26 protein-coding genes are annotated in these 26,329 nt (G+C 63.2%); 14 read left to right on the top strand and 12 right to left on the bottom strand.

The genetic code is table 11. From position 1 onward, the window contains the following. Nucleotides 1-18 precede the first annotated feature (18 nt). Complete coding sequence (locus B5V02_RS38965) at nucleotides 19-810, top strand: NAD(P)H-dependent oxidoreductase (protein ID WP_111549209.1); 792 nt, start codon at nucleotides 19-21, stop codon at nucleotides 808-810. A 29-nt stretch (nucleotides 811-839) separates the two neighbouring features. Here B5V02_RS38965 and B5V02_RS38960 read toward each other — a convergent pair whose 3' ends face one another. Then, nucleotides 840-2,306, bottom strand: coding sequence for a LysM peptidoglycan-binding domain-containing protein (locus B5V02_RS38960; protein WP_111549208.1), 1,467 nt, complete (start codon nucleotides 2,304-2,306; stop codon nucleotides 840-842). A 112-nt stretch (nucleotides 2,307-2,418) separates the two neighbouring features. Between B5V02_RS38960 and B5V02_RS38955 the strand changes: the two genes are divergently transcribed. Then, entirely contained in the window at nucleotides 2,419-3,030 is a 612-nt protein-coding gene (locus tag B5V02_RS38955) for an LOG family protein (RefSeq protein ID WP_111549207.1), read from the top strand. Between the two features lie 93 nt (nucleotides 3,031-3,123). On the opposite strand, the gene B5V02_RS38950 is transcribed toward B5V02_RS38955, so the two are convergent. Beyond that, the gene (locus B5V02_RS38950) at nucleotides 3,124-4,029 is read right to left on the bottom strand and encodes a LysR substrate-binding domain-containing protein (RefSeq protein ID WP_111549206.1); all 906 of its coding nucleotides are present in this window, start codon (nucleotides 4,027-4,029) and stop codon (nucleotides 3,124-3,126) included. Nucleotides 4,030-4,140: 111 nt separating this feature from the next. Between B5V02_RS38950 and B5V02_RS38945 the strand changes: the two genes are divergently transcribed. The 4 genes from B5V02_RS38945 to B5V02_RS38930 all read left to right on the top strand — a co-directional run bounded on the left by B5V02_RS38945 (nucleotide 4,141) and on the right by B5V02_RS38930 (nucleotide 9,845). Next, on the top strand, nucleotides 4,141-4,431 hold the full coding sequence (locus tag B5V02_RS38945; RefSeq protein ID WP_111549205.1) for a muconolactone Delta-isomerase family protein: 291 nt from the start codon (nucleotides 4,141-4,143) through the stop codon (nucleotides 4,429-4,431). 162 nt (nucleotides 4,432-4,593) lie between these two features. Next, nucleotides 4,594-5,694, top strand: coding sequence for a glycosyltransferase (locus B5V02_RS38940; protein WP_281005089.1), 1,101 nt, complete (start codon nucleotides 4,594-4,596; stop codon nucleotides 5,692-5,694). Nucleotides 5,695-5,745: 51 nt separating this feature from the next. Next, nucleotides 5,746-8,676, top strand: a complete 2,931-nt coding sequence (locus B5V02_RS38935) for a class I SAM-dependent methyltransferase (RefSeq protein WP_111549203.1) — start codon at nucleotides 5,746-5,748, stop codon at nucleotides 8,674-8,676. A gap of 170 nt (nucleotides 8,677-8,846) precedes the next feature. Further along, entirely contained in the window at nucleotides 8,847-9,845 is a 999-nt protein-coding gene (locus B5V02_RS38930; protein ID WP_111549202.1) for a transporter, read from the top strand. A 17-nt stretch (nucleotides 9,846-9,862) separates the two neighbouring features. Here B5V02_RS38930 and B5V02_RS38925 read toward each other — a convergent pair whose 3' ends face one another. From B5V02_RS38925 to cysS, 8 genes are all read right to left on the bottom strand, one after another. Further along, a complete protein-coding gene (locus B5V02_RS38925) occupies nucleotides 9,863-10,564 on the bottom strand; it encodes a glutathione S-transferase family protein (protein ID WP_111549201.1) in 702 nt (233 codons plus the stop codon). A 155-nt stretch (nucleotides 10,565-10,719) separates the two neighbouring features. Continuing rightward, nucleotides 10,720-11,637 carry an EamA family transporter RarD gene (rarD, locus tag B5V02_RS38920; RefSeq protein ID WP_111549200.1) on the bottom strand — a complete coding sequence of 306 codons (918 nt, stop codon included), beginning with the start codon at nucleotides 11,635-11,637 and terminating at the stop codon, nucleotides 10,720-10,722. A gap of 83 nt (nucleotides 11,638-11,720) precedes the next feature. After that, a complete protein-coding gene (cimA, locus tag B5V02_RS38915; protein WP_208647198.1) occupies nucleotides 11,721-13,343 on the bottom strand; it encodes a citramalate synthase in 1,623 nt (540 codons plus the stop codon). Continuing rightward, nucleotides 13,340-14,296 (bottom strand): prolyl aminopeptidase, encoded by a 957-nt coding sequence (pip, locus tag B5V02_RS38910; protein WP_111549199.1) that lies wholly within the window; start codon nucleotides 14,294-14,296, stop codon nucleotides 13,340-13,342. Before pip ends, cimA begins: the two co-directional genes overlap by 4 nt. Beyond that, on the bottom strand, nucleotides 14,293-14,769 hold the full coding sequence (locus tag B5V02_RS38905) for a GFA family protein (protein ID WP_111549389.1): 477 nt from the start codon (nucleotides 14,767-14,769) through the stop codon (nucleotides 14,293-14,295). The genes pip and B5V02_RS38905 overlap by 4 nt, the downstream gene beginning before the upstream one ends. Next, nucleotides 14,766-15,257 carry a GFA family protein gene (locus B5V02_RS38900; RefSeq protein WP_111549198.1) on the bottom strand — a complete coding sequence of 164 codons (492 nt, stop codon included), beginning with the start codon at nucleotides 15,255-15,257 and terminating at the stop codon, nucleotides 14,766-14,768. Before B5V02_RS38900 ends, B5V02_RS38905 begins: the two co-directional genes overlap by 4 nt. 6 nt (nucleotides 15,258-15,263) lie before the next feature. Further along, nucleotides 15,264-15,650, bottom strand: coding sequence for a VOC family protein (locus tag B5V02_RS38895; RefSeq protein WP_111549197.1), 387 nt, complete (start codon nucleotides 15,648-15,650; stop codon nucleotides 15,264-15,266). Next, nucleotides 15,647-17,080, bottom strand: a complete 1,434-nt coding sequence (gene cysS, locus B5V02_RS38890; RefSeq protein WP_111549196.1) for a cysteine--tRNA ligase — start codon at nucleotides 17,078-17,080, stop codon at nucleotides 15,647-15,649. Before cysS ends, B5V02_RS38895 begins: the two co-directional genes overlap by 4 nt. Before the next feature lie 439 nt (nucleotides 17,081-17,519). On the opposite strand from cysS, the gene B5V02_RS38885 reads away from it, so the two are divergent. After that, nucleotides 17,520-17,675, top strand: coding sequence for a hypothetical protein (locus B5V02_RS38885; RefSeq protein WP_111549195.1), 156 nt, complete (start codon nucleotides 17,520-17,522; stop codon nucleotides 17,673-17,675). Between the two features lie 141 nt (nucleotides 17,676-17,816). Here the strand turns inward: B5V02_RS38885 and B5V02_RS38880 are convergent, their stop codons facing one another. Beyond that, the gene (locus B5V02_RS38880; protein WP_111549194.1) at nucleotides 17,817-18,578 is read right to left on the bottom strand and encodes an SOS response-associated peptidase; all 762 of its coding nucleotides are present in this window, start codon (nucleotides 18,576-18,578) and stop codon (nucleotides 17,817-17,819) included. A gap of 131 nt (nucleotides 18,579-18,709) precedes the next feature. On the opposite strand from B5V02_RS38880, the gene B5V02_RS38875 reads away from it, so the two are divergent. From B5V02_RS38875 to B5V02_RS38860, 4 genes are all read left to right on the top strand, one after another. Continuing rightward, the gene (locus tag B5V02_RS38875) at nucleotides 18,710-19,144 is read left to right on the top strand and encodes an NUDIX hydrolase (protein ID WP_111549193.1); all 435 of its coding nucleotides are present in this window, start codon (nucleotides 18,710-18,712) and stop codon (nucleotides 19,142-19,144) included. 177 nt (nucleotides 19,145-19,321) lie between these two features. Continuing rightward, nucleotides 19,322-19,699: a TIGR02301 family protein gene (locus B5V02_RS38870; protein ID WP_111549192.1), complete on the top strand. Its 378-nt coding sequence runs from the start codon at nucleotides 19,322-19,324 to the stop codon at nucleotides 19,697-19,699. 366 nt (nucleotides 19,700-20,065) lie between these two features. Next, nucleotides 20,066-20,323 carry a hypothetical protein gene (locus B5V02_RS38865; protein WP_008874920.1) on the top strand — a complete coding sequence of 86 codons (258 nt, stop codon included), beginning with the start codon at nucleotides 20,066-20,068 and terminating at the stop codon, nucleotides 20,321-20,323. A gap of 70 nt (nucleotides 20,324-20,393) precedes the next feature. Next, nucleotides 20,394-21,176: a hypothetical protein gene (locus B5V02_RS38860; RefSeq protein WP_167458838.1), complete on the top strand. Its 783-nt coding sequence runs from the start codon at nucleotides 20,394-20,396 to the stop codon at nucleotides 21,174-21,176. Between the two features lie 35 nt (nucleotides 21,177-21,211). Here the strand turns inward: B5V02_RS38860 and B5V02_RS38855 are convergent, their stop codons facing one another. Then, nucleotides 21,212-22,543, bottom strand: a complete 1,332-nt coding sequence (locus tag B5V02_RS38855; RefSeq protein ID WP_245446394.1) for a dihydroorotase — start codon at nucleotides 22,541-22,543, stop codon at nucleotides 21,212-21,214. A gap of 73 nt (nucleotides 22,544-22,616) precedes the next feature. On the opposite strand from B5V02_RS38855, the gene ygfZ reads away from it, so the two are divergent. The 3 genes from ygfZ (at nucleotide 22,617) to B5V02_RS38840 (ending at nucleotide 26,316) form a co-directional block, all read left to right on the top strand. Next, nucleotides 22,617-23,477 (top strand): CAF17-like 4Fe-4S cluster assembly/insertion protein YgfZ, encoded by an 861-nt coding sequence (ygfZ, locus tag B5V02_RS38850; RefSeq protein WP_111549190.1) that lies wholly within the window; start codon nucleotides 22,617-22,619, stop codon nucleotides 23,475-23,477. After that, on the top strand, nucleotides 23,477-24,112 hold the full coding sequence (locus tag B5V02_RS38845) for an HD domain-containing protein (protein WP_111549189.1): 636 nt from the start codon (nucleotides 23,477-23,479) through the stop codon (nucleotides 24,110-24,112). Before ygfZ ends, B5V02_RS38845 begins: the two co-directional genes overlap by 1 nt. 65 nt (nucleotides 24,113-24,177) lie before the next feature. Continuing rightward, entirely contained in the window at nucleotides 24,178-26,316 is a 2,139-nt protein-coding gene (locus tag B5V02_RS38840) for a putative bifunctional diguanylate cyclase/phosphodiesterase (RefSeq protein WP_111549188.1), read from the top strand. Nucleotides 26,317-26,329 lie beyond the last annotated feature (13 nt).

Below are 26,329 nucleotides of genomic sequence, written 5' to 3'. Positions count from 1 at the left end.
AATCCCTGGAGTCGCCGCATGAAAATTCTGCTTGTCTTCGCTCATCCCGAATCGCGCTCGCTCAGCGGCGCGCTCCGCGACGTGGCCATCAAAGAACTGCAGGCACAGGGTCACGAAGTGCGGGTAACGGACCTTTACGCCCAAGGTTGGAAATCAGCGGTCGATCGGACCGATTTTCCGGTTTTGGCGCCGGATGCGCGGCTGATGCCTGGCGCAGCGTCAAAGAAGTCTTTCGAGGCCGACGCGCTGACAGAAGACGTCAAGGCCGAAATCGTCAAGCTGCTTTGGGCGGATGCGCTGATCCTCCAGTTCCCGCTCTGGTGGTTTGCCATGCCGGCAATTCTCAAAGGTTGGGTCGACAGGGTCTTCGCTTACGGCTTCGCTTACGGTGTTGGTGAGCATAGCGACAAACGATGGGGCGACCGCTACGGAGAAGGAACCCTGGTCGGCAAGCGCGCAATGCTGATCGTGACAGCCGGTGGCTGGAAAGAGCACTACGCGCCTCGCGGCGTCAACGGAGAGATCGACGACCTGCTGTTCCCGATCAATCACGGGATTCTCTACTACCCGGGTTACGACGTGCTTCCGCCGTTTGTCGTCTATAGCGTCGACCGCTTTGGTGAAGCCGACTTCGAGCCCGCTGCCGAGCGCCTGCGCGAGCGAATGAGAACGCTCGCTACCACGCAGCCCATTCCCTATCGCCGGCAGAATGGCGGCGACTATTTGATTCCGAGCATGAACCTACGCCCTGACCTGGGCGATCAGAACATGACCGGGCTCAAACTTCACCGGAGCGGCTCAACGAGCTAGCTGACTTCGACCTCTGGGTGGCCTTGGCTCTACTTGGTCTTGGGCGGCGCCGTCGTCGCCTGCTCGCCCATCGCCTTGAGGTCGGCGGCTTCGCCTTCCTTCGACTTTTCCGGGACCTTGAACACCTGTCCAGGCCAGATGCGGTCGGGATCGCTGATCTGATCCTGGTTGGCGAGGTAGATGGTCGAATACCGCACGCCATGGCCGTAGACGCGCCGCGAAATCCGCCACAGCGTATCGTTGCGGCGGATGATGACGGCGCTGCCGGCATGCTCGAGCTTGGGCGCCACTGTCTCGGGCACATTGCCTGGCGGCGTTGCCGCTGCCACATCGGCCGGAGCCTCAGTGGCGGGCGCTGTCGGCGTTGCCAGTGCTTCGGTGGCTGGTGCAGCAGGAGCCGGTGCGGGTACCGCCGGAGCAGCCGCCACGACAGCGGGCGCGGCCGACTTCGGCTCGGCGGGCTTTGCTTCGGCGGGCGCCACGGCGGCGACCGATTCACCCGGCTCGCGCTCGAACGGTACGGCGGCGCGGGCCACAACTTTCACCCCCTCGGCATCGAGACCATCGACATGGATGGTGTAGCTGCCGACCGGAATGTCGCGCGTCGCCTCGACCAGGAAGTGGCCGTCCGGCGACGTCTGCGCGTCACCGAGCAGGATGTCGTTGGCATAGGCGCGCACCTTGCGGCCGGCATCGGCGAGACCGGCGACAAAAATCTTGTTGCCGTCGATCTCGACCGCCTCGACGACGATCTTGGGTTCGGCCACTGATGCCGCGGGTGGCGTAGCTGGAGCCGGAGCAGCAGTTGCAGGGGCTTCGGCTGCAGGAGCAGCCGGGGCGGCAGCATGGTCGCCGGCCGCCGGGGCGGCTGGCTTTGTCTCCGGCGCCGGAACGGTGAGCAGTTCGGCCGGCTTGCCGGGCTCCTCGACCATGGCCAGCACCTGGCCGGCCGCATCCTTGGGAACCGAGACGACAGCGGTCTGCGCCGAGGCGGTCACGACATCGCCGGTGGTGGCGCGCAGTGCAATTGTATAGTCGCCCGGCTTCAGCGGATCGTCGAGCACGATGACAAAGGCGCCGTCGGGGCCGGCGACCGTCGAGCCGAGCACGGTGCCGCCGCTGAGGATCTCGACCTTCGAGTTGGGCGCCGCATTGCCGGCAATGACGATCGAGCCATTGCTCTCGACGCGCACCACATCGAAGGACGGCACGATCGGACCGGTTGCAGCGGGCGTCGCCGCATCCGTTGCCGGTGCGGCCGGGGCCGTCGCCTGAGGCGCCGCAGCGGGAGCAGCCGGCACCGCCGCTGGCGGCAGCCGCGCTTCCGTGCCTGGATCGGCCGGTTTCGGCGCCGCGGGCGGCGTCAGTGCCGCTACTTCCGCCGGCGGCGTGTGATTGAGATACGGGTCGAGTGCGCCCGATACATAGGCGGTTCCTGCGGCCGCAACGGTCCCACCCGCTGCGAACAAGAACGCCTTCAGTGGATTAATTGCCATATTCCCTACCCCTTAGCCACCTAATGCCGGTCTAGCCTGTTTTGCCAAAGCCGACAAGAAAAAGCCCGCCCCGGGCTTGACCCCGCATTCAGACCCAATCACCAATCATCGTATGAACACGATTCGATCCGTCTGCGTCTATTGCGGCTCGTCTCCGGGCCGCGATGAAACCTATGCCAAGGCCGGTCACCTGCTTGGGCGCTCGCTTGCGCGCTCCGGCCTCAGGCTGATTTACGGCGGCGGCACCAAAGGCATCATGGGCGCCGTCGCCGAGGGCGCCTTGCGTGCCGGCGGCAAGGTGACGGGCATCATTCCGCGCTTCCTGATCAACAAGGAGGCGACCGAAACCGCGCTTGACCGGCTCGACGAGCTCGTGATCACCGATAACATGCACGAGCGCAAACACAGGATGTTCGAAAAATCCGACGCCTTTGTGGCGCTGCCGGGCGGCATCGGCACGGTCGAGGAGATCGTCGAGGTCATGACCTGGGCGCAGCTCGGCCATCACCGCAAGCCGATCGTCTTCGGCAACATTGGCGGATTCTGGGATCCGATGCTGGCATTGCTCGACCACATGGCCGCCGAGGGCTTCATCCACACCGCGCAGCGGGTCAAGCCGCTGGTGGTCAACGACCCCGAGGCAATCGTCGCCGCCATCATGGTGGCAGGCTCCTCTGTCGACGCCCCGACCGAGGGCATGCAGTCGGTGATCGACAAACTCTAGGGGAATAAGGGAGTAGGGCAGTAAGGCAGTATGTAGATTGCCTGGAGTGTCCCCTACTGCCCTACTGCCCTACTGCCCTACTGCCCTACTGCCCTACTGCCCTACTGCCCTACCCTCTTCCCGCGCTGCCTCCCTCAAGCCGGCGATCACCGCACGGCGATCATGCCGCCGCCACGCGAGATAAATGGAAACCGTGCGTTCGAACCATGGCAGGTCGCGAAACACGATCCGCGATGGTGCGGCGGCACGCAGGCTGGCCTGCACCGTCGCCAGGCCAAGACCGGCGCTGACCAGACCGAGCGAGGTCAACGGATCTGCCGTCTCGTAAGCGATGTCGGGCAAAAAGCCGGCCTTGGCGCAAGCAGCCAGGAACTGGCCACGGTTGGTGTCGTCAGGTTGGCGCACGACGGTAATCCAGGTGCGGCCGTCGAGGTGGTGCGGCCTGATGTCCGACAACTCTACAAGCGGATCACCTTCGGGGATCGCCAGCACCAGCGGTTCATGGCGCAGCGCCATAGTGGCGATGTCCGGGTCTTCGTCAGCCGGTGGCGAATAGACGAAGCCCAGATCGAGCGACCGCTGCCGCAGCCCCTCCAGTTGCGCCGCCGACCGCAGGCTTCTCAACTGAAGGTGAAAATCCGGCCGTTCGCGGCGGAACTGACGCAGCATCCCGGCGACAAGCCCGGCATGCACGGCGCCTTCGACATAGCCGATGGCGAGACGGCCGACGGCGCCGCTGGCCAGGTTGCGGCCGAACTCCTCCAATCGTTGCGCGTTGGACAGCAGCGAGCGGGCCTCGGTGAGGAAGGCGCGGCCCTCGGCGTTGAGATGGACCCGTTGCCTGGCTCTTTCAAACAGGGGAACGCCAAGCTGCTCCTCGAGCTGCATGATCTGCCGGCTGAGCGGCGATTGCGAGATATGCAGCATTTCGGCGGCGCGGCCGACATTGCCGGTTTCGGCGACGGTGACGAAATAGCGAAGCTGGCGCAGGTCGAACATTTTTGTCCCGAGGGTTCAAGTCCTTTTAGGTCTCAATTTTAGCTTATTCAGTCTTGGACAGTCTGGCTAGCCGCGGCGATAGTTGGGTCATCCCAACCAAAGGAGACCGCCATGCAGTTCTTTGCCCTTCTTACCCGCAACACCGAAAAGTTCACCGATGCCGATTTCGCGCCGTTGCTGCCCGGCGAGGCCGAGCAGAGGCGCACGCTCTATGCCGAAGGCGCGGTGCGCCAGGTATGGAACCGTGGCGACATCCCGGGCAGCGGCATGATGTTCGAGGCCGGCAGCGACGCCGACGTGCGCGGTCATCTCGCCACTTTGCCGCTGGTCAAGGCTGGTATGATGGACATCGCCGCCATCGTGCCGCTCAACCCCTACCCCGGCTTCGGCCCGAAGCGCTGACAGGGCGCAAGAGGCGCGGCGGTCGGCAAGGCTTGCCGCCTCCGTCTCCTTTCTACCTCCAGAGCTTTCGCTGATACGTCGTGCAAACTCGTCCTGTAACGATTTCCGTTTGCGGCCCGCTGGCTAGTTGGCTATCGGAGAATATCGGCAGAGGGACAAATTTTGGAGAACAGACCCGAGGCGGGAACAGATCGCGTTCCACGCGCATCAGTCGTTATGACCGTCTACACCGACCGGCGCTTCCTCGATGCGGCGGTCGACAGCATACTCGCGCAGGAATTTGGCGATCTCGAACTTATCCTCGTCGATGATGGAACGGGCGAGGACGCGGTCTTCCAGGCGCTGGCGCGTCGCGACCCACGCATCCGGATTGTCGTCAATCCCACCAATCTAGGCACTGCCGCCGCCGCCAACCGCGGCATCGAAGCCGCTCGCGCCGACATCATTCTTCGCCTGGACGCGGATGATATCGCCGAGCCGACGCATGTCGGGCGTCTCGTCGCGGCACTGGCCGACGATCCGCAGCTGGGCCTGGTCGGAAGTTCCGTGACGCTGATCGACGAAGCCGATCAGGTCCACTATGTGCAGGCAATGCCGCAAACGGATCTCGAGATCCGATGGACCATCCTGTTTTACAATCCGTTCTACCATTCGGCGGTCGCTTATCGCCGCGACTGCTTCGAGGCGGCCGGACATTACAGGATCGAGGAACTGGTCTCGCAAGACCACTATCTCTGGTTCCAGATGCTGCCCCTGTGCCGCATGCGAAACCTTGCCGTGCCGCTGACGCGCTATCGGATGAATATGCTGGGACTGTCGATGGCAAACTCAAAAAACTGGCGCAACCGGACACATCCGATCCGCGAGGCACTGTGGACCCGTATCGGCCTGACCTACGACCTCTACGACGACGCCTTCGCCCAGGACCTGTCGCGCTTCCTGCGCGGGCATGAGATCGCCACTGAGCGGCGCGTCGCCGCCTACCGCAAACTGCTTGGCGTGCTGCGCGTCTTTCTTGCGGCATCGCAACCCTTTGCGCGCGCCGAGGATGCGGACGACGCCCAACGGCTGGCGCACAGTACAGTCGCGCGCATCCTCGCCAGCCCACCGGTGCGGTTGCGAGAGGTGCTGGAGGTCTGCGCCCTGAGCTGGCCGCTCGACCGGCGCGCCGCGACCAGCGCGGCGATGAGGCGACTGGCAGTCGGCGCCAGTTCCCGGTTACGGACGGCAGGAAAATGGCTGAGCCGGCGTTGGGCGAACTAGGGTGTTTATGGCGCGAGATCTGCCGTCCCTGCCCGTCCGTAACGAGAGAGCATGATGGACCCTAATTTTTCTACGTGGTTTGAGGGCAAGTACCTTTCCACCGACTGGACGTCGCCATTCTTCTCCGTCTGGGCGGCGCTGCTCGCAGCGCGCCGTGACGAGCCCCTCAAGGTCCTGGAAATCGGTTCCTGGGAGGGCCGGTCCGCGATTTTCTTTCTACAGTATCTGAGCAAGTGCCAACTGACATGCATCGATACGTTCAGTGGAAGTCCCGAACACGCGCTTCGTGCCAGATGGGCCGACCAGCTTGCCCATGTGGAACAACGTTTCGACCTCAATATCGCTGAATTCGGCGGACGGGTCGAAAAGATCAAAAGCCGTTCGTCGCAAGCGTTGGCTCGCCTTGTCGCCGAGGAGCGCAGTTTCGACGTCGTCTTCATCGATGGCAGCCATCACAGCGCCGATGTCCAGGCCGATGCCGTGTTTTCCTGGCAGATGGTCCGGGACGGCGGGATCATCATTTTCGACGATTATGAGTGGACGTTCTTCCCGGACGAAGTCGATCGCCCGAAACTTGGAATCGATACGTTCCTGTCGGTGCATGCCGGCCAATACCGCGAGTTGTACCGGGGCCTGCAAATCATTGTCCAAAAAATCGAGGCCTCAAAAATCGAACCTTCACGGGAGCCCGCGCCGGCACTGCCGCGGGAGGCCGGCCAGGCGCTCGACATCGCTGAAAACAGCGTCGAATTTGTCCTGATTGCCGAAGCGGGCATTCTCGAAGCACAAGCCCTGTTGCTGTGCGAGAGCATACGGTGTTTCGCCGGCGCCTATTCGCGGTGCCCGACAACGGTCGTGTCGCCAAGGAGCAGCCGTCGCCCATCCTTGTCGACGCTGCACAAACTCGAGCAGTTGGACGTCGAATATCTGCCGATCGAGATCGAGAGTTACGACCCGCAATACGGCACGTCCTATCGCATTCATGCGCTCGCTCACGTCGAACGTCGGCCGGGACCGCCAGTCATCATCCAGCTCGACAGCGATACGATATTTGTCGCCGAGCCCGATTTTTCGTTGGGCGCAAGTGCGGCCGCCGCGCGTCCGGTGGACATCAAGGGCATGTGCACGACCGGGCCTGGCGACCCATTCGACAGTTACTGGAGACAGTTGTGCACCCTTGTCGGCGTCGACTATGAGCATCTCCCCATCGTGCAGACAACGGTCGATGGTCAGGCGGTGCGAGCGAGCTACGATGGCGGGCTCTTTGTAGCAAAGAGGGCATGCGGCCTTTTCCAGCGTACCGAAGACATTTTCAGGCAATTGGTGGCCGCGGATATGAAACCGTGGACCGACGGGCCAACCATCAGCACCGGGACCGGAGTTCCGCACGGAGAGACCCCAGCCTATTGGGGCACAAGCCAGGCCGCCTTGTCGCTGGCGGCAGTCGCCGGAAACCACTCCGTGCGACTTTTGCCGGACACGCACAATTTTCCTCTCAATTGCGTGGCTGCGCTGGCGGTGCCTGACCCGGCGCGCTTGGTCCACATCCACTATCATGAACTGTTCAGCGCCGGATCGGCTGACGCAAATCCGATATTGAACGGAACGCTGGACCTTCCGGCGGGAATTTCCGAATGGCTTGTGGCCCGACTGCCGCTGCAGGAACACCCGCAACCGACGGTGCCGAAGCGTGACCTGCCAAAGCCACCCCGGAGAAAGGCAATTCTTGTCCTGGGTATGCACCGCAGCGGCACCTCCGCGCTTGGCGGCGTGATCAACGCACTTGGAGCGGCCGGTCCGAAAAATCCGCTGTCCGCAAATTCCCACAATCCCAGGGGATTCTGGGAAAGCGCCCGCCTCTATCTCGCCAATAATGACCTGCTGACATCGGCGAATTCCTCCTGGAGTGACTGGCGGCCGCTCGACCCGCGATGGATGCAATCGCCGGCAGCCGAGCGACATCGCCACAAAATCAGGGCGATCCTCGACAATGAATTCGGCGACGAGCCCTTGTTTTTTGTCAAGGACCCGCGGATTTGTCGATTTGTCCCGCTCTTGTCGTCGATCCTGGCCGAGATGGCGGTCGATGCGGTCGCATTTCTGCCGGTCCGCAATCCTCTCGAGGTCGCGTTGTCGCTGAAGCGGCGCGATGGTCTGCCGCTGCCAAGATCACTTATGCTGTGGCTGAGGCACGTGCTCGATGCGGAGCATCATTCGCGAGGCATGCCACGATATTTCCTGCGCCACGAAGATTTCCTCATCGACTGGCGACGCCATATGGACCGTGCGGCCGAAGCAACCGGTGTCGTCTGGCCGGCTCGTTCCAGCCAGTCCGATGTCGAGATCGAACAGTTCCTGACCGCGGACCTGCATCATGAAAGGGCCTCGATCGAAGACATGCGGAACCATCCGGATGTCACACCGCTGGTCCGGAAAACCTATGACATTTTCCGTGCCATGGCGGTCGATGGCGAAAGCCCTGAATTGCGCGCTGAACTGGATCGGGTGCGGATGGGGTTCGACGAAAGCTGCGATGTGTTGGGTATGATGGTCGCCGCCGAGACTGAACAGCTACGCGGGGAGCTTGGAGCACGGAATTTGGAGTACGGGGCAGTCATTCGCGCCCAGCACGACCTCAGGCTCGAGCACGACGCGGTCGTTCGCGCCCTTCTTGACGTCGGACTCGAGCGCGATGCGGTCGCCCGTGCCCATCACGAGGTCGGACTCGAGCGCGACACGGTCGCCCGTGCCCTCCACGACCTCAGGCTCGAGCACGATGCAGCCGTTCGCGCCCATCATGAGCTTGGACTCGAGCGCGATACGGCCGTTCGTACCGTTCACGACCTCAGCCTCGAACGCGACGCGCTCGTCCGCGACCGAGACGCCCTTCGCGCGGAACGCAACGCGCTTCTCGCGTCAAGCAGCTGGAGGCTGACCGCGCCGTTGCGATGGGTGCGAGGCCCGTTCATGCGCCGAAGATAACGGCAAGATCGAACGCGGCCAGTGCGACGCCAATGATCGACCGTGATCGACAGACTGTGATCGGCTGTCAAGAAACCGTCACACGAAATCGGGTTCGCCCGTGTTAAAAATCGCGATCAGGCAGCCGCCAAGCGGCGCCGCTCTCGAAACCTGCATCTGGCACCGCGCCCATGGATATCGCTCTCGCCCCGGAAGGCACCGACCTGTCGCCTTACCTGCCCGACGAGCACGGGCTGTTCTTCATCTACCATTTCACCACTGAGGGCCTGCGCACCAAGGACCCGGCACAGGCGCGCTGGACCTGGCGCAGCTATCAGATCACCGACCTGCACGCCCGCCAGGAGATCGGCGCCGAAAGGGCTTTGCCGGGGCCGGCGCGCGATGCCTTCCTTGCCCCCAGCCATGGCTGCCACATCGACTTCGAGGATGGCTGGCTCTATGGCGATCTGCCGGATCTCAGACACGACTTTTCGGAGGCGCGCGGGCTCGTCCATTTCCGCTTCGCCTTCAACGACACGATGCTGATCGGCGCTCGCAAGCAGCCGCTGGAATCGGTCGACGCCGTCCGCAAGGCGGTGGAGAATGGATCGCGGAAATTCCGCTCGCCGGCGGAACTGATCGAGGCGGTCACCGGCCAGTCGCTCGATGGCATGCTGGGCGAGCTCGGCAAGCTGGGCGACACGCTCGACGGCATCGAGGACCGCGTCGTGCGCGATGCATGGCACAATGAGCGACAAGCGCTGGTCGAGGCGCGCCGGCAACTGGTGGTGATCCATCGGCAGATGGCGACGCTCGCCAATCTGTTCCGGCATCTCGACCATTCGCATCGCGACGAGTTGCCTGACCCGATCAACGACATGGCGGCCAGGCTCTCGCACCGGGCGCACACGCTCTATCATGACGGCGAGCAGTTGCAGGCACGCACAAGGCTGTTGCAGGACGAGCTGATGGCCAAGCTGACCATGCAGTCGAACCAGCTCCTCTATATCCTCTCTGTCATGACGGCGGTGCTGTTGCCGATGACCATCATCTCCGGCTTGTTCGGCATGAATGTCGGCGGGCTGCCGCTGGTCAACACGCCCGTCGGCTTTTGGGTGGTGACCGCGGTCTCGTTGGTTATCGCCGCAGCTACCTATCTGTTCGTCAGGCGGCTTGGCCGGGGGTTGTAGCGCCGGCCGCGCGGTTTTTACGCTGTGGCGCGAAGATCCTCGATGATGGTGCCGGCGGCACGGATTTCCGCTTCGTGATCGGGCTCGCGCCACGTCTCGGCAAGGCCCGCCGCGTACCATTCGCGCATCGCCGGCAGATTGAGCAGCTGTGCCGGATAGGCGGCAGCAGCACCCTCGAAGGAGAGCCCATAGGACTGGGCCCGAAACGCCACCGGGGCAAAGAAAGCGTCGACGGCGGTAAAATGAGCACCGGCGAGAAACGGCCCGCCGAAACGGGCAAGGCCATCATTCCAGAGATCGCCGAGGCGGAAGAGATCCTGCTTCAGCGCATCGGACATCGGGAACGGTTTGACCCGCACGCCGCAACTCATCGGGCATGCGCCGCGCAGTGCGGTGAGGCTCGAATGCATTTCGGCGGCGGCCGAGCGCGCCCAGGCGCGCGCCTTGGCCTCGACAGGCCAGACGCCATGGTGACGCTCGGCCAGATATTCGACGATGGCGAGCGAATCCCAGACCGCCCAGCCATCGTCGATCAGGCTGTTGTCTATCAAGCAGGGCACCCGGCCGCTGGGTGAGAACGACCGGTAGAGATCCCAGCTCGGTCCGGTCGGAAATGGCGTCAGCCGCTCCTCGAACGGAATATCCAGCTCGCGCATCAGGACCCATGGCCGCAGCGACCATGAGGAATAGTTCTTGTTGGCGATGTGCAGCAGGTACATCCGAAACTCCTTGGAGACTGTTTGGAAATTCTACTCTGGCGGCCATCTGATGGCGCTTTCTGCGCTTCCGTTGCTCACGGACCAAATGTCCGCTGCGCTACGGTTCTCGAAATCACCACCATATGACTCGCCAGAGCGAATTTCGAAACAGCCTCTTACCGGACAGAAGCCCGCCGCGCCGTTGTCAGCATCGACCAGGAATAGATCGCCAGTGCCGCCCAGATCAGAGCAAAGGCGACGGCCTGGGTGGTGCCGAAAGGCTCGTCGAAGATCAGGACGGCGATCAGGAACACCATGGTCGGCGCGATATATTGCATGATGCCGATGGTAGAGAGGCGCAGCAGCTTGGCACCGAAGGCAAACAGCAGCAGGGGCACCGATGTGACCGGACCGCAGCCGATCAGCAACGCCGTATCGGCGCCACTACCGGATACGATGTGGTCCTGCCCGGTCGCGATCAGGTAGGCGATGTAGCAGAGCGCCGGCACCGACAGCAAAAGCACTTCGAGCAGGAACCCTTGGCTCGGGCCGATCGGCAGCGTCTTGCGGAAGAAGCCGTAGGCGGCGAAGGAAAACGCCAGCGCCAGCGACACCCAGGGCAGCTTGCCGCCCTCGATGGTCAGCACCGCGACGGCGACCGCCGCCAGCACCACTGCCGCGATCTGCAACCGGTCGAGACGCTCGCCCAGCAGCAGCGCGCCGACGACGACGCTGACCAGCGGGTTGATGTAATAGCCAAGCGCGGTCTCGACGGTGCGGTCTACGGCGATCGCCCAGACATAAATGCCCCAGTTGACCGAAATCAGCGCCGCCGTTAGCGCGGCCATGGCGATGGTGCGGGGTGAGCGAAGTGCGGCCTTGAAATCCGCCGTGCGGCCGGCCCAGACCAGCACGGCCGCGGCGATCGGCACCGACCAGACGATACGGTGGGCGATCACCTCGGCGAGCGGCAGATGGGCGACCGCCTTCATGTAGAAGGGCAGCAATCCCCACAGCAGATAGGCGCCCAGTGCCAAAAGAAAGCCGCGGCGGGCCTTTGAATCGGCGTCCAGGGTAATTGCTTCAGTGGCCATGGGCCAACGCTATGGCCCAGCCACCTCGCCAAGACCATCGCAAAGTTCTGATGGATCAATGGACTTTCGCTGATGGTTCAACCCTACTCCGCTGCCACCAGCCCGGCCATTTCGCGGTTCTTCATCAGCTTGTAGACGATGGAGTCCATCAGCGCCTGGAACGAGGCGTCGATGATGTTTTCGGAAACGCCGACCGTCCACCAGCGCGCGCCGGTGCCGTCATGCGATTCGATCAGCACGCGGGTGATCGCCTCGGTGCCGCCATTGAGGATACGCACCTTGAAGTCGGCAAGCTCCATGTCGGCAATCTCGCTCTGGAATTTGCCGAGATCCTTGCGCAGCGCGATGTCGAGTGCGTTGACCGGGCCATGCCCTTCGGCCACCGACATCTTCTCCTCGCCGTCGACCAGCACTTTGACGATCGCTTCGGACACCGTCTTCAACTGGCCGTTGGCGTCGAAGCGCCGCTCGACCATGCAGCGGAACGAGGTGACGTTGAAGAATTCAGGCAGGCCGTGCAGCATCTTGCGCGCCAGCAGTTCGAAGCTGGCGTCGGCGCCTTCATAGGCATAGCCCTCGGCCTCGCGTTCCTTGACCACGGCAATCAGCGCATCGAGCCGGTGGTCGTCCTTCGGCACATCGATGCCGCGCCGCTTCAGCTCGGCGAGGAAATTGGCCTTGCCGCCCTGGTCCGAGACCATGACGCGGCGGCGGTTGCCAACCGCTTCTGGGGGCACATGCTCATAGGTCGCCGGCTCCTTGGCCAATGCGGAGGCATGGATGCCGGCCTTGGTGGCAAAAGCCGAGGCGCCGACATAGGGCGCCTGCGCTTCCGGCGCACGGTTCAAGAGTTCATCGAAAGCGCGTGACAGCCTGGAGACTCCGGTCAGGGCCTCCGCCGAAATACTTGTTTCGAAGCGGGTGGAGAAGGCCGGCTTCAGCGCCAATGTCGGCACGATCGATATCAGATTGGCGTTGCCGCAGCGCTCGCCAATGCCGTTGAGCGTGCCCTGGATCTGGCGCACGCCAGCCTCGACCGCGGCCAGCGAATTGGCGACCGCCTGGCCGGTGTCGTCATGGGCATGAATGCCGAGATTGCCGCCGGGAATACCGGAGGCGATGACCTTCTCGACAATGGCGCGGACTTCCGACGGCTGCGTGCCGCCATTGGTGTCGCACAGCACAACCCACCGCGCGCCGGCATCAAAGGCCGTCCTGGCACAAGCCAGGGCGTAGTCGGGATTGGCCTTGAAGCCGTCGAAGAAGTGCTCGCAATCGACCAATGCCTCCTTGCCGGCGGCGGTCGCCGCCTCGACGGAGGCCTTGATGGCGTCGAGGTTCTCCTCGTTGGTGCAGCCGAGCGCGACACGGACATGGTAGTCCCAGCTCTTGGCGACGAAGCAGATGGCGTCCGACTTCGATTGCACAAGGGCTGCAAGGCCGGGATCGTTGGACGCCGACACCCCTGCCCGCTTGGTCATGCCGAAGGCGACGAATTTGGCGCGCGCCGTGCGCTTCTCCTGGAAGAACGCGGTGTCGGTCGGGTTGGCGCCGGGGTAGCCGCCCTCGACATAGTCGAGGCCGAAGTCGTCGAGCAGTTTTGCGATGGCGATCTTGTCCTCGACGGAAAAGTCGATGCCCGGCGTCTGCTGGCCATCACGCAAGGTGGTGTCGAAGAGATAGAGGCGCTCGCGGGTCATGGTCATTTGCCTGCAAACTTGTCCGTCGCCCGGATCAATTGATCAAGGATGCTCGGCTCCGAATAGGCATGACCCGCACCCTCGACCAGGTGGAAATCCGCCTTTGGCCAGGCCTTGTGCAGCGCCCAGGCATAGTACGCCGGACACGGCATGTCGTAGCGGCCATGGACGATGGTGCCGGGAATATCCCCGAGCTTCCAGGCATCGCGCAGCAACTGCCCCTCTTCCAGCCAGCCGGCATGGACGAAATAATGGTTCTCGATGCGGGCAAAAGCGATGGCATAGTCGTCCTGCCCGAAAGGTCCGCTGGTTTCGGGATCCGGCAAAAGCGTGATCGTTTCACCTTCCCACAGGCTCCAGGCGCGGGCGGCCTCGACCTGCGCCTTGCGGTCCGTGCCGACCAGCCGCTTGCGGTAGGCGGCCATCATGTCGCCGCGCTCGGCCTCCGGGATCGGCGCCAGGAACCGCTCCCATTTGTCCGGGAACATTTCCGAGACGCCGAACTGGTAATACCATTCTAGTTCCGCACGCGTCAGCGTGTAGATGCCGCGTACCACCAGCTCGCTGACGCGATCCGGATGGGTCTCGGCATAGGCAAGCGCCAAGGTCGAGCCCCAGGAGCCGCCGAACACCAGCCATTTGTCGAAGCCGGCCATCTCGCGCAGCCGTTCGATGTCGGCGACCAAGTGCCAGGTCGTATTGGCATCGAGCGAGGCGTTGGGCGTCGATTTTCCGCAGCCGCGCTGGTCGAACAGGATGACGTCGTAAAGCTTTGGGTCGAACAGTCGCCGGTGTTTTGGCGAAATGGTGCCGCCCGGTCCGCCATGCAGGAAAACCGCCGGCTTGGCGCCCCTGGTGCCGGAACGCTCCCAGTAGACCTGATGGCCGTCGCCGACATCGAGCATGCCGGACTCGAACGCCTCGATCTCGGGATAGAGGGTACGCGATTGACTGCTCATAGCTGCAAACCTTTGGTCGGCCAGTCCGTCGTTTCGTGGTCGGGGTGCTGGAAGGAGATGATCTGCTCCTGCCTTGTGTAGAAATCGGGATCCTGGTGGACGGGCTGGTCGAAGATCGTCTCCACCCAGGGCAGCCGCGCGGCGTAATTGACCTGGATTTGCGGGGCGAGATCGGAGCGGTCGTCGAAGGCGCCGATGGCAATCTCAAGCCCGCCGGGCTGCCGGTAGGTCAGCGGCGTGCCGCAGCGGGGGCAGAAGCCACGATCGATGTTGACCGACGACTGGAAATAGCTCGGTTCTTCATGGGTCCATTCGACGCCATCCTTGGGCACCGTCACCAGTGCACCGAAGAACGAGCCGAACTGCTTCTGGCACATGCGGCAATGGCAGATCGACGGGCGGCCGAGCGCCCCATGAATGCGGAAACGCACGGCGCCGCACTGGCAGCCGCCGGTTCGTATTGTCTCGGTCATGATCTTTCCTTTGGCGGCCATTGTTCGGTGTCGTGGTCTGGATGCTGGTAGGAGACGAGATCGGCCAGATAGGGGGCCGACGACATGTCGGCCATCGTCTCCTCGCCCGGCAATTGCGGGATCGTATCAACGTAGGGCAGTTTTGCCTCGGTGCCCCACTGGATCAGCGGCACGATCTCCGCCGGATTGTCGAACGCACCGATGGCAAGGCCAACTCCGTCGGGCGCGGTGAAGGTCAACGGCGTGCCGCAATCGGCGCAAAAGCCACGATCGACATGGTTGGACGAGCGGAAATATTTCGGCTCGCCACGCGTCCAGTCGAGCTTTGCGCCGCGCACCGAAACCAGCGGCGCGTAGAACGAGCCGAATGCCTTCTGGCACATGCGGCAATGGCAGATCGAAGCGTCGCCAAGCGCGCCCTCGACGCGAAAGCGCACCGCGCCGCACTGGCAGCCGCCGGTGTAGGTCGGCCGGTTGTCGAGGCTCATCGCGGTTCACTCCGGGGCATGGCAGACGGCCTCGACATTGTTGCCGTCGGGATCGAAGACGAAGGCGCCATAATAGTTCGGGTGATAGTGCGGGCGCAGGCCCGGCCCGCCATTGTCCTTGCCGCCGGCGGCAAGTGCTGCGGCGTGGAAGGCATCGACCTCGGCGCGGCTGCGCGCGGTGAAGGCGACGTGCTGGTGGTCTTTCGGCTTGTCCTTGCCGGAACTCAGCCAGAACACCGGCCGGTCGCGGCCGTAACCGCCGACCTTGGCGCCACCGGTATATTCCAGCGGCACCATGTACAGCAGCGCGGCGCCCAACGGCGCCATCGCCTTGTCGTAGAAAGCCTTCGAAGCATCGAAATCGGCAACGGTTATGCCGAGATGGTCGATCATCTTTTTACCTCCCAGGTGGTGATACGCTCCCCGGTGACGGGGTCCTTGCCGTCCTTCAATTGTACGCCTTGTGCCAGCAGTTCGTCGCGGATGCGGTCGGCCTCGGCCCAGTTCTTCGCGGCGATGAGCGCGAGGCGATTGGCGATGGCCTTGGCAACACCACCTTTATCAATGTCGGCCGACGCGACATCGAAGCCGAGAAACAGCAGCGACGCCTTCAGCGAAGCCGCCGCATCGTTGCCGTCCACGGCCTCGCCGGCCAACTGCGTCAGCACCTGGAAGGCGGCGTAGGTGGCGAGATCGTCCGACAACGCTTCGATGACCTCCACCGGCAACTGCCCCGCCGCTGGCGCCAGATCCGCCGCCCGCTTCCATTTGCGCAGCGTGTTTTCGGCCTCCTCCAGCTTGCGCACGGAAAAGTCGATCGGTTCGCGATAATGCGTCATCAGCATTGCCAGCCGCAGCACCTCGCCCGGCCATTTGCGGCCGCCAAAAGTCTGCGTCTCCAGCAGTTCGTTGATCGAATAGAAATTGCCGAGGCTCTTCGACATCTTCTGGCCTTCGACCTGCAGGAAGCCGTTGTGCATCCAGATATTGGCCATCACGTCGGTGCCATGAGCGCAACGTGACTGGGCGATCTCGTTCTCATGGTGCGGGAAGATCAGGTCGAGGCCGCCGCCATGGATGTCGAAGACCTCGCCGAGATAGGCGGCCGACATCGCCGAGCATTCGATGTGCCAGCCCGGCCGGCCCCTGCCCCACGGGCTGTTCCAGCCCGGCTCCTCCGGTGACGACAGTTTCCACAGGACGAAATCTTGCGGGTTTTTCTTGTGCGCGTCGACGGCGACGCGAGCGCCGGCCTGCTGCTCGTCGAGATTGCGCTTCGACAATTGTCCGTAGTCCGGCATCGACGCGGTGTCGAACAGCACTTCACCCGCCGCGACATAGGCATGGCCGCGTGCGATCAGGCTTTGAATCAAGCTGATCATGTCGGCCTTGCCATCGGCGCGGGGCTCGACGAATTCAGTGGCACGCGGCTCGACCGTCGGCTCTAGGCAGCCGAGAACAGCCACATCGTTGTGGAACTGGTCGGCGGTCTTTTCGGTGACCCGTCGGATCGCCTCGTTGAGCGAGAGCGTTCCGGATGCGATCTCGCCGCCGAAGTCCCGCAAGGCGCGCGCGTTGATCTTGTCGTCGACGTCGGTGATGTTGCGCACATAGGTGACGTGCGTCTCGCCATAGAGATGGCGCAGCAAGCGGAACAACACGTCGAAGACGATCACCGGCCTGGCATTGCCGATATGGGCAAAGTCGTAGACCGTCGGGCCGCAGACATACATCCGCACATTGCGCGGATCGATCGCGACGAAATCCTCTTTCGTCCGCGTCAGCGTGTTGTAGAGGCGCAGGCCCTGCGATGCGTCAGACATTCGTGCCTTCCCGGTTCGTTACTTTGTTTGAGCATGATCTGGTCCGAAAACCGGTTCCCACTTTTCGGGATCATGCTTTGACTGGAGCCGGCGCGTCGAGGCGCAAAACAGACTCCAGCCTGCTGGCCGGGGCGTTTGTCCAATCTGGGGAAGATGAGGCGAAAACGTCCGGACCAGCGCGAGGCTAGCCAATAATGCAAATGCCACAAATGGCGAAAGACGTTTTCATGGGCGGCTTTATCGCCTTGGCCGGTGTTGCCGTCAAGTCGCTAGTTTCAGCAAAAACGTCGCCGGATCACAGGTATTGATGCACTGAAACATTTTATTAAACATGTCGGCACAGTGATGAAACATTCGCCGGCTAGTTCAGCAGGCGTCACGATTTGGTCAGAATCGGCCATCAAACGCAGACACGAAAATGTTACCTGGGAAGAGAGACATGCCCCGAACCAAGCAGGAATCCAACCGCGCCAAGCAACCGGCGCTGGCCAACCACTACCGCGCCATCGGCCCGGCCGCGATCGTCGCCGCCCTTCTCCACACCGCGAAGAAGAAAAAGCCGGCGCAGAAGATCGTATCGCCCCGCGCTGCCTGAACTGGTGCGCGACCGGCCCGAAGGTGGCCGGAATGAAGCGCCAGAGCGCGCCTCGAAATAGCAGCTTTCGTCCTTTTGTTTGAGCCTGATTTCCCGAAATGATCTTTCCCAAAAACTGGGGCCACTTTTCAGGATCATGCTCTAAAACAACGTCATTTGACTGTCGTCCGCGCCGGGCTTCTGGCGCCTGACCTTCTCGGGCTCCGTCCCGATCTCCCCCCTCTCCTGAATCTTCGGTCCGGTGTTGGCGACCTTGTTGACGAGGTCGGAAACCGGAATTGCCTCGAAGAAATCAGGCTGCGCCGGCCGCAACAGGTCGGCGACATCGCGCGGCTCGAGCGTGCGGCAATCCAGCCAGCGGGCGAAATCCCTGATATCGATCACCACCGGCATGCGGTCGTGAATATGCGCGATGTCGGCATTGGCTTTGACGGTCAGGATGGCGCCGGTGTCCATTTCCGAACCGCCCGGCTCGGCATAGGTCTCGATCAGTCCGGCAAAGGCGACCAACCCGCCATTCCTGGGTCGTATCCAATAGGGTTGCCCCTTCTTGCCACCGGTTTGCCGCCATTCGTAAAAGCCGGATGCCGGCACCAGCGCGCGGCGATGGCGCATGGCGGCTTTGAACGAAGCCTTTTCGGCGGCCCCTTCAGAACGCGCGTTGAACAGCAGCGGAAACTCGCGTGTGTCCTTCACCCAGGTCGGGATCAGCCCCCAGCGCACCAGCATCGGCTGGCGGTCCGGCAGATTGGAGCCCGGCGCCCGTGGGGCGCCGGCGATCGCCATCAGGATCGGCTGCGTCGGCGCGATGTTGCAGCGCGCCGGGAAATCCTCAAGCCCCGCCACGTCCAGAAAGGCGGCGGTCTGATCCGGTGTCGCGGTCAAGGCAAAACGTCCGCACATGGTCGACTGGTGCCCTTCGACTGGTTCGGTCTGAAAGTGGCGATGGAACCGGCGTTGCGCAACCGCTAAAGCTTCCCCATGCTGGGCGGTCCACAACAGACCTGCCTTCAAATGAGCCTGATCGGGAATCCATGAACGAAGCGCGCAAGACACTTCCGGCCGTCTCGGTTGCCGTCGTGCGTGGCGACACCGTGCTCCTGGTCAAGCGGGCGCGGCAGCCATCGCAAGGGCTCTATGCCTTTCCAGGCGGCAAGGTCGAGGCCGGCGAGACGCTGGAGGCCGCGGCAAAGCGCGAACTGCTGGAAGAAACCGGCTTGCACGCCACCGACTACCGCCCGCTTCGGGAAATCCACATCGACGGCAGGGATGACGGCCACCCGGTCGATTATCTCCTCACAGTCTTCGGAGCCGCCTATGCCGGTGGCGAGGCGGTGGCTGGCGACGACGCCGAGACAGCAGCCTTTTATACGCTCAGCGAAATGGCGGGGCTGCCGCTCGCCGGCTCGGTGTTTGCCGTCGCCGAGGACCTGTTGGGCCTTGGCGCAAACGCCGGGGTACAGCCCTGAAAATCGCCTTGCGGGCGACAAATTGTTTCGCCACAAAGGCTTATGCTGTTTGGCAGGCCGCAACGGCTTACCCCGTTCGGCAGACCACAACGACTGACGCCGTTCGTTCGGCAGGCCATAACGGCTAACGCCGTTAGGCGGACCACAACGGCTGACGCCGTTAGGCGGAGAAGGCTTATGAACCGTCCATCCCTGCTCCTCGCCATATGTCTTGCCGTCAGCACGGCCGTTTCGACGCGGCCGGCGCTCAGCGCCGAGTCGCCGTTCGAGCCCGGGCTGATGCGGCTGGCGGAAGTTCTGGGGTCGCTGCATTTCCTGCGCAATTTGTGCGGTGAGAAAGGCGACCAGTGGCGTGTCGAGATGCAGAAGCTGCTCGATTCGGAAAATCCGGACGCCGAGCGTCGCGCCCGCTTCATCGCCAGCTTCAATCGCGGCTACCGCTCCTTCGGCGGCACGTACACGCAGTGCACGCCGTCGGCGACTGAAGCCATCAGCCGCTATATGAAGGAAGGTGAGACGCTGTCGCGCGACATCGCCTCGCGTTACGGCAACTGATTTAGCCGTTCCGACCTGCCCATCCACAGATATCCGGACCATCGCTGGCGACAATCGATATATCCGGCTTGTGCCAGGTGACATCTTGGTGCAATCCTCATGTGGCACTTCTGCAACAGTATTAACGAAACCTTACTGCGTGAATGCGGAATTAACTCAAACTGAAGGTTTTCGCCCCGCAGGCCGCCCTAATCGGCTAAGTTTGACTCGAGTTGAACGCAGCTCCGCACAAGGCAATCGGGCTTTGTAAAAAACGATCAAAAAAATGTCGTATTTACAAATACTTAATTGACCCTGCGTGTGAAATGAACAGATCAAGCCTGATCCACATCGACGGATCGCCGCTTGAAAGGGTGGACATCGCATATGGAACATGGTGTCAACGACATCGACGCGCTGGTCAGGGAAGAGAAACGCCTGACCGCCGTGGAAAGCCACAGCGAAGCCTGGGCGGAGGGTCTCTCCGCCGGCATAGAGCCCGAGATCATTGCCGAGGCCGCGCTCGAGACGGCATTCGGCGAGATGTTGCGTGCCAATGGCGAGACCTCGGCCCTTGCCCTGCTCGACCGCATGCGTGAAAAGGTGATTGCTGGCGCCTTCGAACCTGAACGGCTGCGGCACTGAACCGACGTCCGGTTCTTTGACGACAGAATGCCGCTCGGGCGTCATGCCCGGAAGCAGGGAGAAACGGGCAGTGAGTCTTTCGATGTCAGGCAAGCCGCGTGGCTTGGTCCTTTACATCTGCTTCGCCGCTTGCTGTGCCGCGATTCCCCTGGTTCTCGTCAGCAGCCCCGCTTATGCGCTGAGCGAGATCAAGCGCGAAGAGCTCCCCGCACCCGTCACGCCGCCGGTGGACGACGACATGTCGCCGCCCGGAAGCACCGTGCCAATGCCCGACCCGGTCGGACCGCTGCCTCCAACCGGCCAGCCGGCTGCCCCTAAAGAAGCCGAGCCGGACAGCCCGGCGGACGGCGGCGTCACCAGGCCGCGAGTCGATCCGGAGACGCCGGTGCCCGAGGTCGTCTACGATCTCGGCAAGCTGCCGGAACCGGTACGGCGCATGCACGACCTGATCGTCGAAGCCTGCAAAGGCGGCGACATCGAAAAGCTGCGGCCTTTGATCGGCACGGGCGACAACACGACGCAATTGTCGCTGACCGATATAGACGGCGACGCCATCGCCTTCCTCAAGGGTCTCTCCGGCGATCCGGAGGGCCAGGAGATCCTGGCCATCCTGGAAGAGGTGCTCAATGCAGGCTATGTCCACCTCGACGCCGGCACGCCGGAAGAGCTCTACGTGTGGCCGTATTTCTTCGCGCTGCCATTGGACAAGCTCGATGCCAAGCAGCGGGTCGAGTTGTTCAAGATCGTCACCGCCGGCGATTTCGACGACATGAAGCAGTTCGGCGCCTACATCTTCTACCGCGTCGGCATCACGCCCACCGGGCAATGGACGTTCTTCGTCGCCGGCGACTGAGCCTTTTACCCTCCCCTTGCGGGAGGTCGGGGGGCCTAGCGGGGCAATGCCTCGGAAAACTCCACCGCTTTGCCCTGGCCCGGCGTGACGATCTCGCCTTCCCACATGATGCGGCGGCCGCGAATGACGGTGCCGACGGGCCAGCCGGTCACTTGCCTGCCGTCATATGGCGTCCAGCCGGCTTTCGAGCCGGCCTGCGCGTTGGTGATGGTCTCGCGCCGCTTCATGTCGACAATGGTGAAATCGGCGCCGTAGCCGGCGGCGATACGGCCTTTTCTCGCCATGCCGAAGATGCGTTGCGGACCGTGGCTGGACAGGTCGACGAAGCGCTGCAGCGTCAGCCGGCCGGCATTGACGTGATCGAGCATGATCGGCACCAGCGTCTGCACGCCGGTCATGCCCGAGGGCGAGGCCGGATAGGGCTTGGCCTTCTCGGCCAGCGTGTGCGGTGCGTGGTCGGAGCCGAGCACATCGACGATGCCTTGCGCAATGCCGTGCCAGACGCCGTCGCGATGGCGCTTCTCGCGCACCGGCGGATTCATCTGGATCAGCGTGCCGAGCCGCGCATAGTCGTCAGCCGACAGGGTCAAGTGATGCGGCGTCGCCTCACAGGTCGCGACATCCTTGTGCTGTTGGAGGAACAGAATCTCCTCGGCCGTCGAGATGTGCAGGACATGGATGCGGGCGCGAACAGTGCGCGCTATGCGCACCAGCCGCTCGGTGCAGCGCAAGGCAGCGATCTCGTCGCGCCAGACCGGGTGCGATGACGGGTCGCCCTCGATGCGTTCGCCCAGACGTTCGCGCAGCCGAAACTCGTCCTCGGAATGAAAGGCGGACCGGCGGCGCGTATTCCTAAGGATCGAGGCGACGCCTTCATCGTCCTCGACCAGAAGGTCGCCGGTGGACGAACCCATGAAAACCTTGATCCCGGCCGCACCCGGCAGCCGCTCGAGCTCGCCGACGTCTTTTGCATTCTCGCGGGTGCCGCCAACCCAGAAGGCAAAATCGCAGTGCATGCGGCCACTGCCGCGCCGGACCTTGTCGGCAAGCGCTGCCTCGCTGGTGGTCAGCGGATTGGTGTTGGGCATCTCGAACACGGCGGTGACACCGCCCAGCACCGCCGCCCGCGAGCCGGTCTCCAGGTCTTCCTTGTGCTCAAGCCCCGGCTCGCGGAAATGCACCTGGCTGTCGATGACACCCGGCAGGATGTGCAGGCCGCGGCAGTCGATCGTCTCGCCGGCCGAGGCCTGGCCGAGATCGCCGATGGCAGCGATGCGTCCATCCTTGACGCCGATGTCGCGAGCCCCTTCGCCGTCATGGTTGACCACTGTGCCGCCTGTCAGGATGAGGTCGTAGGTCATGGCCATGCTCTCTTGCGGGGGGAGTGCCAGCGGCTTACGTAAAGGCCGACCGTTTTGCAAGATCAGGCTGCTTTCGCCAATGCCCTTTGCCCAGCTCAAAGACCGCGCACTCATCTCCGTCTCAGGCCCCGATGCCGAGCATTTCTTGCAGAACATCCTGACCACCGATCTGGACGTCTTGACACCCGGCCAGGCAAAACCGGGCGCGCTGCTGACGCCGCAAGGCAAGATCCTGTTCGATTTCCTGATCTCGCGCGCCGGCGAGAATGCATTCCGGCTCGAGTGCCGTGCCGACATATCAGATGATTTCGTGCGCCGGCTGATGCTCTACAAGCTGCGCGCCAAGGTCGAGATTGCCAAGGCCGATCAGGCGCTTGTCAAAGTCGCATGGGGAAGTGAGTCAACGGCCTCACAATCTGATTCAACGGCGGCCGCCGACACGCGCTTTCCGAACGGCGCCGTCACGCGCTCCTATGGCGAAACAGATGAGCGGAGCGACCTTGCCGCATGGCAAGCCTTCCGCATCGCCAGCGGCATTGCCGAAAGCAGCAGCGACTACCAACTTGGAGACGCCTTCCCGCATGACGTGCTGCTCGACGAGACCGGCGGCGTCGGCTTCAGGAAGGGCTGCTATGTCGGCCAGGAGGTTGTCTCGCGCATGCAGCACCGCGGCACGGCCCGGCGGCGCGTGCTGATCGTTCAGGCTGGACTTCCCCTGCCCGCCGCTGGCACCGAACTCACCGTCGAGGGGCGGCCGGTCGGCACGCTTGGCTCGACCGCCGGCACGACCGGGCTCGCCATTGCCCGCATCGACAGGGTCAAGGCGGCGCTCGACGCCGGCCAGCCGATCATGGCGGGCGACATGCCGGTTACCGTGGCCATTCCCGGCTGGGCGAAGTTCAGCTTCCCGCAGGAAGCCGTCAGCGCGGAGGAGGCCTGATGGCGGCCGACCGCGTCGGCGCGCCGGCACGCGCCTGGCAGCGCATGCTGTCCGGCCGCCGCCTCGACCTGCTCGACCCCTCGCCGCTCGACATCGAGATTTCGGATATTGCGCATGGGCTCGCCCGCGTTGCCCGCTGGAACGGCCAGACCAGCGGCGAGCACGCCTTTTCGGTCGCCCAGCACTCGCTGCTGGTCGAGGCGCTATTCTGCGACCTGGTGCCGGAGGCTTCGGCCGACGCGCGGCTGGCGGCGCTGCTGCACGACGCCCCCGAATATGTCATCGGCGACATGATCTCGCCGTTCAAATCGGTGATGGGCGGCAGCTACAAGGACTGTGAATTGCGATTGCAGCGCGCCATCCATCTGCGCTTCTCGCTGCCGCCGGAACCGGCCGCGGCGCTGCGCAAGGAGATCAAGCGCGCCGACCAGATCGCCGCCTATTTCGAAGCAACGCTGCTTGCCGGCTTTTCGACCGCCGAGGCGACCGAGTTCTTCGGCCGTCCGCGCGGCTTCAATGCCGATCGCTTCGATTTCACGCCACGCTCTGTTACCTGGGCGCAGAATGCGTTCCTGAAGCGTTTTTCGGCGATCGAGAAGTCGCGCCGCCAGGTCCCGGCACAAGCGATCGGCTGAAAAACGCTAAATTAACCGGCGGCGACCACACTAGCCCGTTCGATCACGAGCCGCAGGCGCGCCTTATGCCCGTCGCTGATGCCAAGGATGGTTCGGCCGTCCCGGAACCGGGGGCCGAAGGCATGGATCGGCCGCGCTCCATTGAATACGAACTGCGCGAACAGAACGAACGCTTTTCGGCCGCCGTCGAGAACATGTCGCATGGGCTGTGCATGTTCGACGCCGACGAGCGCATGATTATCTGCAACATCAACTACATCAACATCTTCTGCCTCGACGCCAGGGTGATACGGCCCGGCATCCGGTTCCTCGACATCCTGCGCCATAGCGTCGATATCGGTATCGCCTCGCAAAGCGCCGACGAACTCTACGCCATCCGCAAGCCCTATATCGACCAGGCGAAAGCCTCGACCTACGAGGAGACGCTGTCGGACGGCCGCATCATCAACATTTCGCATCGCCCGCTGGCTCCGGGCGGCTGGGTCTCCATCTACGAGGACATCACCGAACAGCGACGCGCAGAGCGGGACCTCAAGGAGCAGCATCGCCGGTTCGACGCAGCGCTCGCCAACATGTCGCAAGGCCTGCTGATGTATGACGCCGACGGCAGGCTGATCGTGCGCAACCAGCGCATTCTGGAACTCTACGGTGTCAGCGAAACAGACCTTCCACTGGGCATGGGTCTGCGCGAGCTGCTTGAGCGGCTGGTACGCCTGGGTGTCTATCCTCCCATCGATATCGATGGCGAGGTCCTCAGAACTGAAGCCCGCCTGCAGGTCGGCCAAACGCGATCGACCCCCCGTCAGCTTGCCGACGGACGAACGCTGATGATCGCGCGTCGGCCGATGAGTGGCGGCGGCTGGGTCGCCACGTTCGACGACGTCACCGAAAGCAGGCTGGTCGAAGAGCGCATGACCCATCTTGCGCATCACGACACGCTGACCGGACTGCCCAACCGCTCGATGCTTCGCGAACGGCTCGACCAAGCGCTTGAGGATGCGGCTGCACCGCTGGCAATCTTCTCGCTCGATCTCGATCGCTTCAAGGCGGTCAACGACACGTGGGGACATCCGGCCGGCGACTGGCTGTTGAAGAGCGTGGCCGAGAGGCTGCAGCGTTGCCTGCGCAATGAGACAGACATCGTCGCCCGTTTTGGTGGTGACGAATTCGTCATCATCCAGTTCCCTTTCAAAAGCCTGGCCGAAGCGGAAAAACTGGCGAAGCACATCGTCGCGGTGATCGCAAAACCGTTTCGCGACAAAAACCGGGACATTCATGTCGGCATCAGCCTTGGCATCGCCGTTTTCCCCGATGACGGCCGGGATGCCGACACGCTGCTGAAAAATGCCGATACGGCGCTCTACCGGGCGAAGAGCGAAGGGCGCAACCTGTACCGCTTCTTCGAGCCCGGAATGGACGCCATGGTGCAGGCGCGGCGCGCACTTGAGACCGACCTCGAGGCAGCTCTGCCGCACCAGGAATTCGACCTCGATTTCCAGCCGATCATGAACATAGAATCCGGCGAGATTGTCGGCGCGGAAGCCTTGATGCGCTGGCATTCGCCGACGCGCGGCACGGTGGCGCCGGACAACTTCATTGCGGTCGCCGAAGAAACCGGACTGATCGTGCCGCTTGGCGAGTGGGCGCTGAGGAAAGCCTGCGCGACGGCGGCGAACTGGCCTCCCGCCCTGCGCATCGCGGTCAATGTCTCGGCCGTGCAGCTCAAAAGCGGCGGCTTTGCCCGCAGCGTCATCTCGGCGCTGGCCTTTTCCGGCGTGCCGGCCAGCCGACTGGAACTGGAAATCACCGAAACCGTGCTGATGGACGAAAGCGAGACCGTGCTGAGGACGCTGCGTCAATTGCGCGGGCTGGGCATCCGCATTGCGCTCGACGATTTCGGCACCGGCTATTCCTCGCTCGGCTATCTCAGGCGTTTTCCCGTCGACAAGATCAAGATCGACCGTTCGTTCATCCGCGACATCGGCAATCGCGACACGGCGGCGATCGTTCGCACCATCATCGGGCTGGGGGCCGAACTCGGCATCACGGTCACCGCCGAGGGTGTCGAGACCGAGATGCAGCTCGACATTCTGCGCGGCAACGGTTGCGTCGAGGCGCAGGGCTATCTGATCGGGGTTCCATCAAAGGCAGCGGATATTCAGCGCCTGCTGAAATCGCGCGCGTTGCACAGCCAGACCGGCTGAGGTCGGCCCACCG

Origin of the sequence: Mesorhizobium kowhaii (assembly GCF_003253745.1) — a bacterium.
Taxonomy (GTDB): Bacteria; Pseudomonadota; Alphaproteobacteria; order Rhizobiales; family Rhizobiaceae; genus Mesorhizobium; species Mesorhizobium kowhaii.
Note: the sequence above shows the minus strand (reverse complement) of the source record. Positions and strands in the feature narration are given on the sequence as shown.

Excerpts from the sequence above, each read along its gene's own strand:
- B5V02_RS38955 (WP_111549207.1), top strand. The coding sequence starts at position 2,419 with ATGAACACGATTCGATCCGTCTGCGTCTATTGCGGCTCGTCTCCGGGC.
- B5V02_RS38895 (WP_111549197.1), bottom strand. The coding sequence starts at position 15,650 with ATGATCGACCATCTCGGCATAACCGTTGCCGATTTCGATGCTTCGAAG.
- B5V02_RS38905 (WP_111549389.1), bottom strand. The coding sequence starts at position 14,769 with ATGACCGAGACAATACGAACCGGCGGCTGCCAGTGCGGCGCCGTGCGT.
- B5V02_RS38885 (WP_111549195.1), top strand. The coding sequence starts at position 17,520 with ATGCCCCGAACCAAGCAGGAATCCAACCGCGCCAAGCAACCGGCGCTG.
- B5V02_RS38945 (WP_111549205.1), top strand. The coding sequence starts at position 4,141 with ATGCAGTTCTTTGCCCTTCTTACCCGCAACACCGAAAAGTTCACCGAT.
- B5V02_RS38840 (WP_111549188.1), top strand. The coding sequence starts at position 24,178 with ATGCCCGTCGCTGATGCCAAGGATGGTTCGGCCGTCCCGGAACCGGGG.
- B5V02_RS38870 (WP_111549192.1), top strand. The coding sequence starts at position 19,322 with ATGAACCGTCCATCCCTGCTCCTCGCCATATGTCTTGCCGTCAGCACG.
- B5V02_RS38875 (WP_111549193.1), top strand. The coding sequence starts at position 18,710 with ATGAACGAAGCGCGCAAGACACTTCCGGCCGTCTCGGTTGCCGTCGTG.
- cysS (WP_111549196.1), bottom strand. The coding sequence starts at position 17,080 with ATGTCTGACGCATCGCAGGGCCTGCGCCTCTACAACACGCTGACGCGG.
- B5V02_RS38935 (WP_111549203.1), top strand. The coding sequence starts at position 5,746 with ATGATGGACCCTAATTTTTCTACGTGGTTTGAGGGCAAGTACCTTTCC.
- B5V02_RS38960 (WP_111549208.1), bottom strand. The coding sequence starts at position 2,306 with ATGGCAATTAATCCACTGAAGGCGTTCTTGTTCGCAGCGGGTGGGACC.
- pip (WP_111549199.1), bottom strand. The coding sequence starts at position 14,296 with ATGAGCAGTCAATCGCGTACCCTCTATCCCGAGATCGAGGCGTTCGAG.
- B5V02_RS38965 (WP_111549209.1), top strand. The coding sequence starts at position 19 with ATGAAAATTCTGCTTGTCTTCGCTCATCCCGAATCGCGCTCGCTCAGC.
- B5V02_RS38950 (WP_111549206.1), bottom strand. The coding sequence starts at position 4,029 with ATGTTCGACCTGCGCCAGCTTCGCTATTTCGTCACCGTCGCCGAAACC.
- B5V02_RS38880 (WP_111549194.1), bottom strand. The coding sequence starts at position 18,578 with ATGTGCGGACGTTTTGCCTTGACCGCGACACCGGATCAGACCGCCGCC.
- B5V02_RS38865 (WP_008874920.1), top strand. The coding sequence starts at position 20,066 with ATGGAACATGGTGTCAACGACATCGACGCGCTGGTCAGGGAAGAGAAA.
- B5V02_RS38900 (WP_111549198.1), bottom strand. The coding sequence starts at position 15,257 with ATGAGCCTCGACAACCGGCCGACCTACACCGGCGGCTGCCAGTGCGGC.
- cimA (WP_208647198.1), bottom strand. The coding sequence starts at position 13,343 with ATGACCATGACCCGCGAGCGCCTCTATCTCTTCGACACCACCTTGCGT.
- B5V02_RS38845 (WP_111549189.1), top strand. The coding sequence starts at position 23,477 with ATGGCGGCCGACCGCGTCGGCGCGCCGGCACGCGCCTGGCAGCGCATG.
- ygfZ (WP_111549190.1), top strand. The coding sequence starts at position 22,617 with ATGCCCTTTGCCCAGCTCAAAGACCGCGCACTCATCTCCGTCTCAGGC.
- B5V02_RS38855 (WP_245446394.1), bottom strand. The coding sequence starts at position 22,543 with ATGGCCATGACCTACGACCTCATCCTGACAGGCGGCACAGTGGTCAAC.
- rarD (WP_111549200.1), bottom strand. The coding sequence starts at position 11,637 with ATGGCCACTGAAGCAATTACCCTGGACGCCGATTCAAAGGCCCGCCGC.
- B5V02_RS38925 (WP_111549201.1), bottom strand. The coding sequence starts at position 10,564 with ATGTACCTGCTGCACATCGCCAACAAGAACTATTCCTCATGGTCGCTG.
- B5V02_RS38930 (WP_111549202.1), top strand. The coding sequence starts at position 8,847 with ATGGATATCGCTCTCGCCCCGGAAGGCACCGACCTGTCGCCTTACCTG.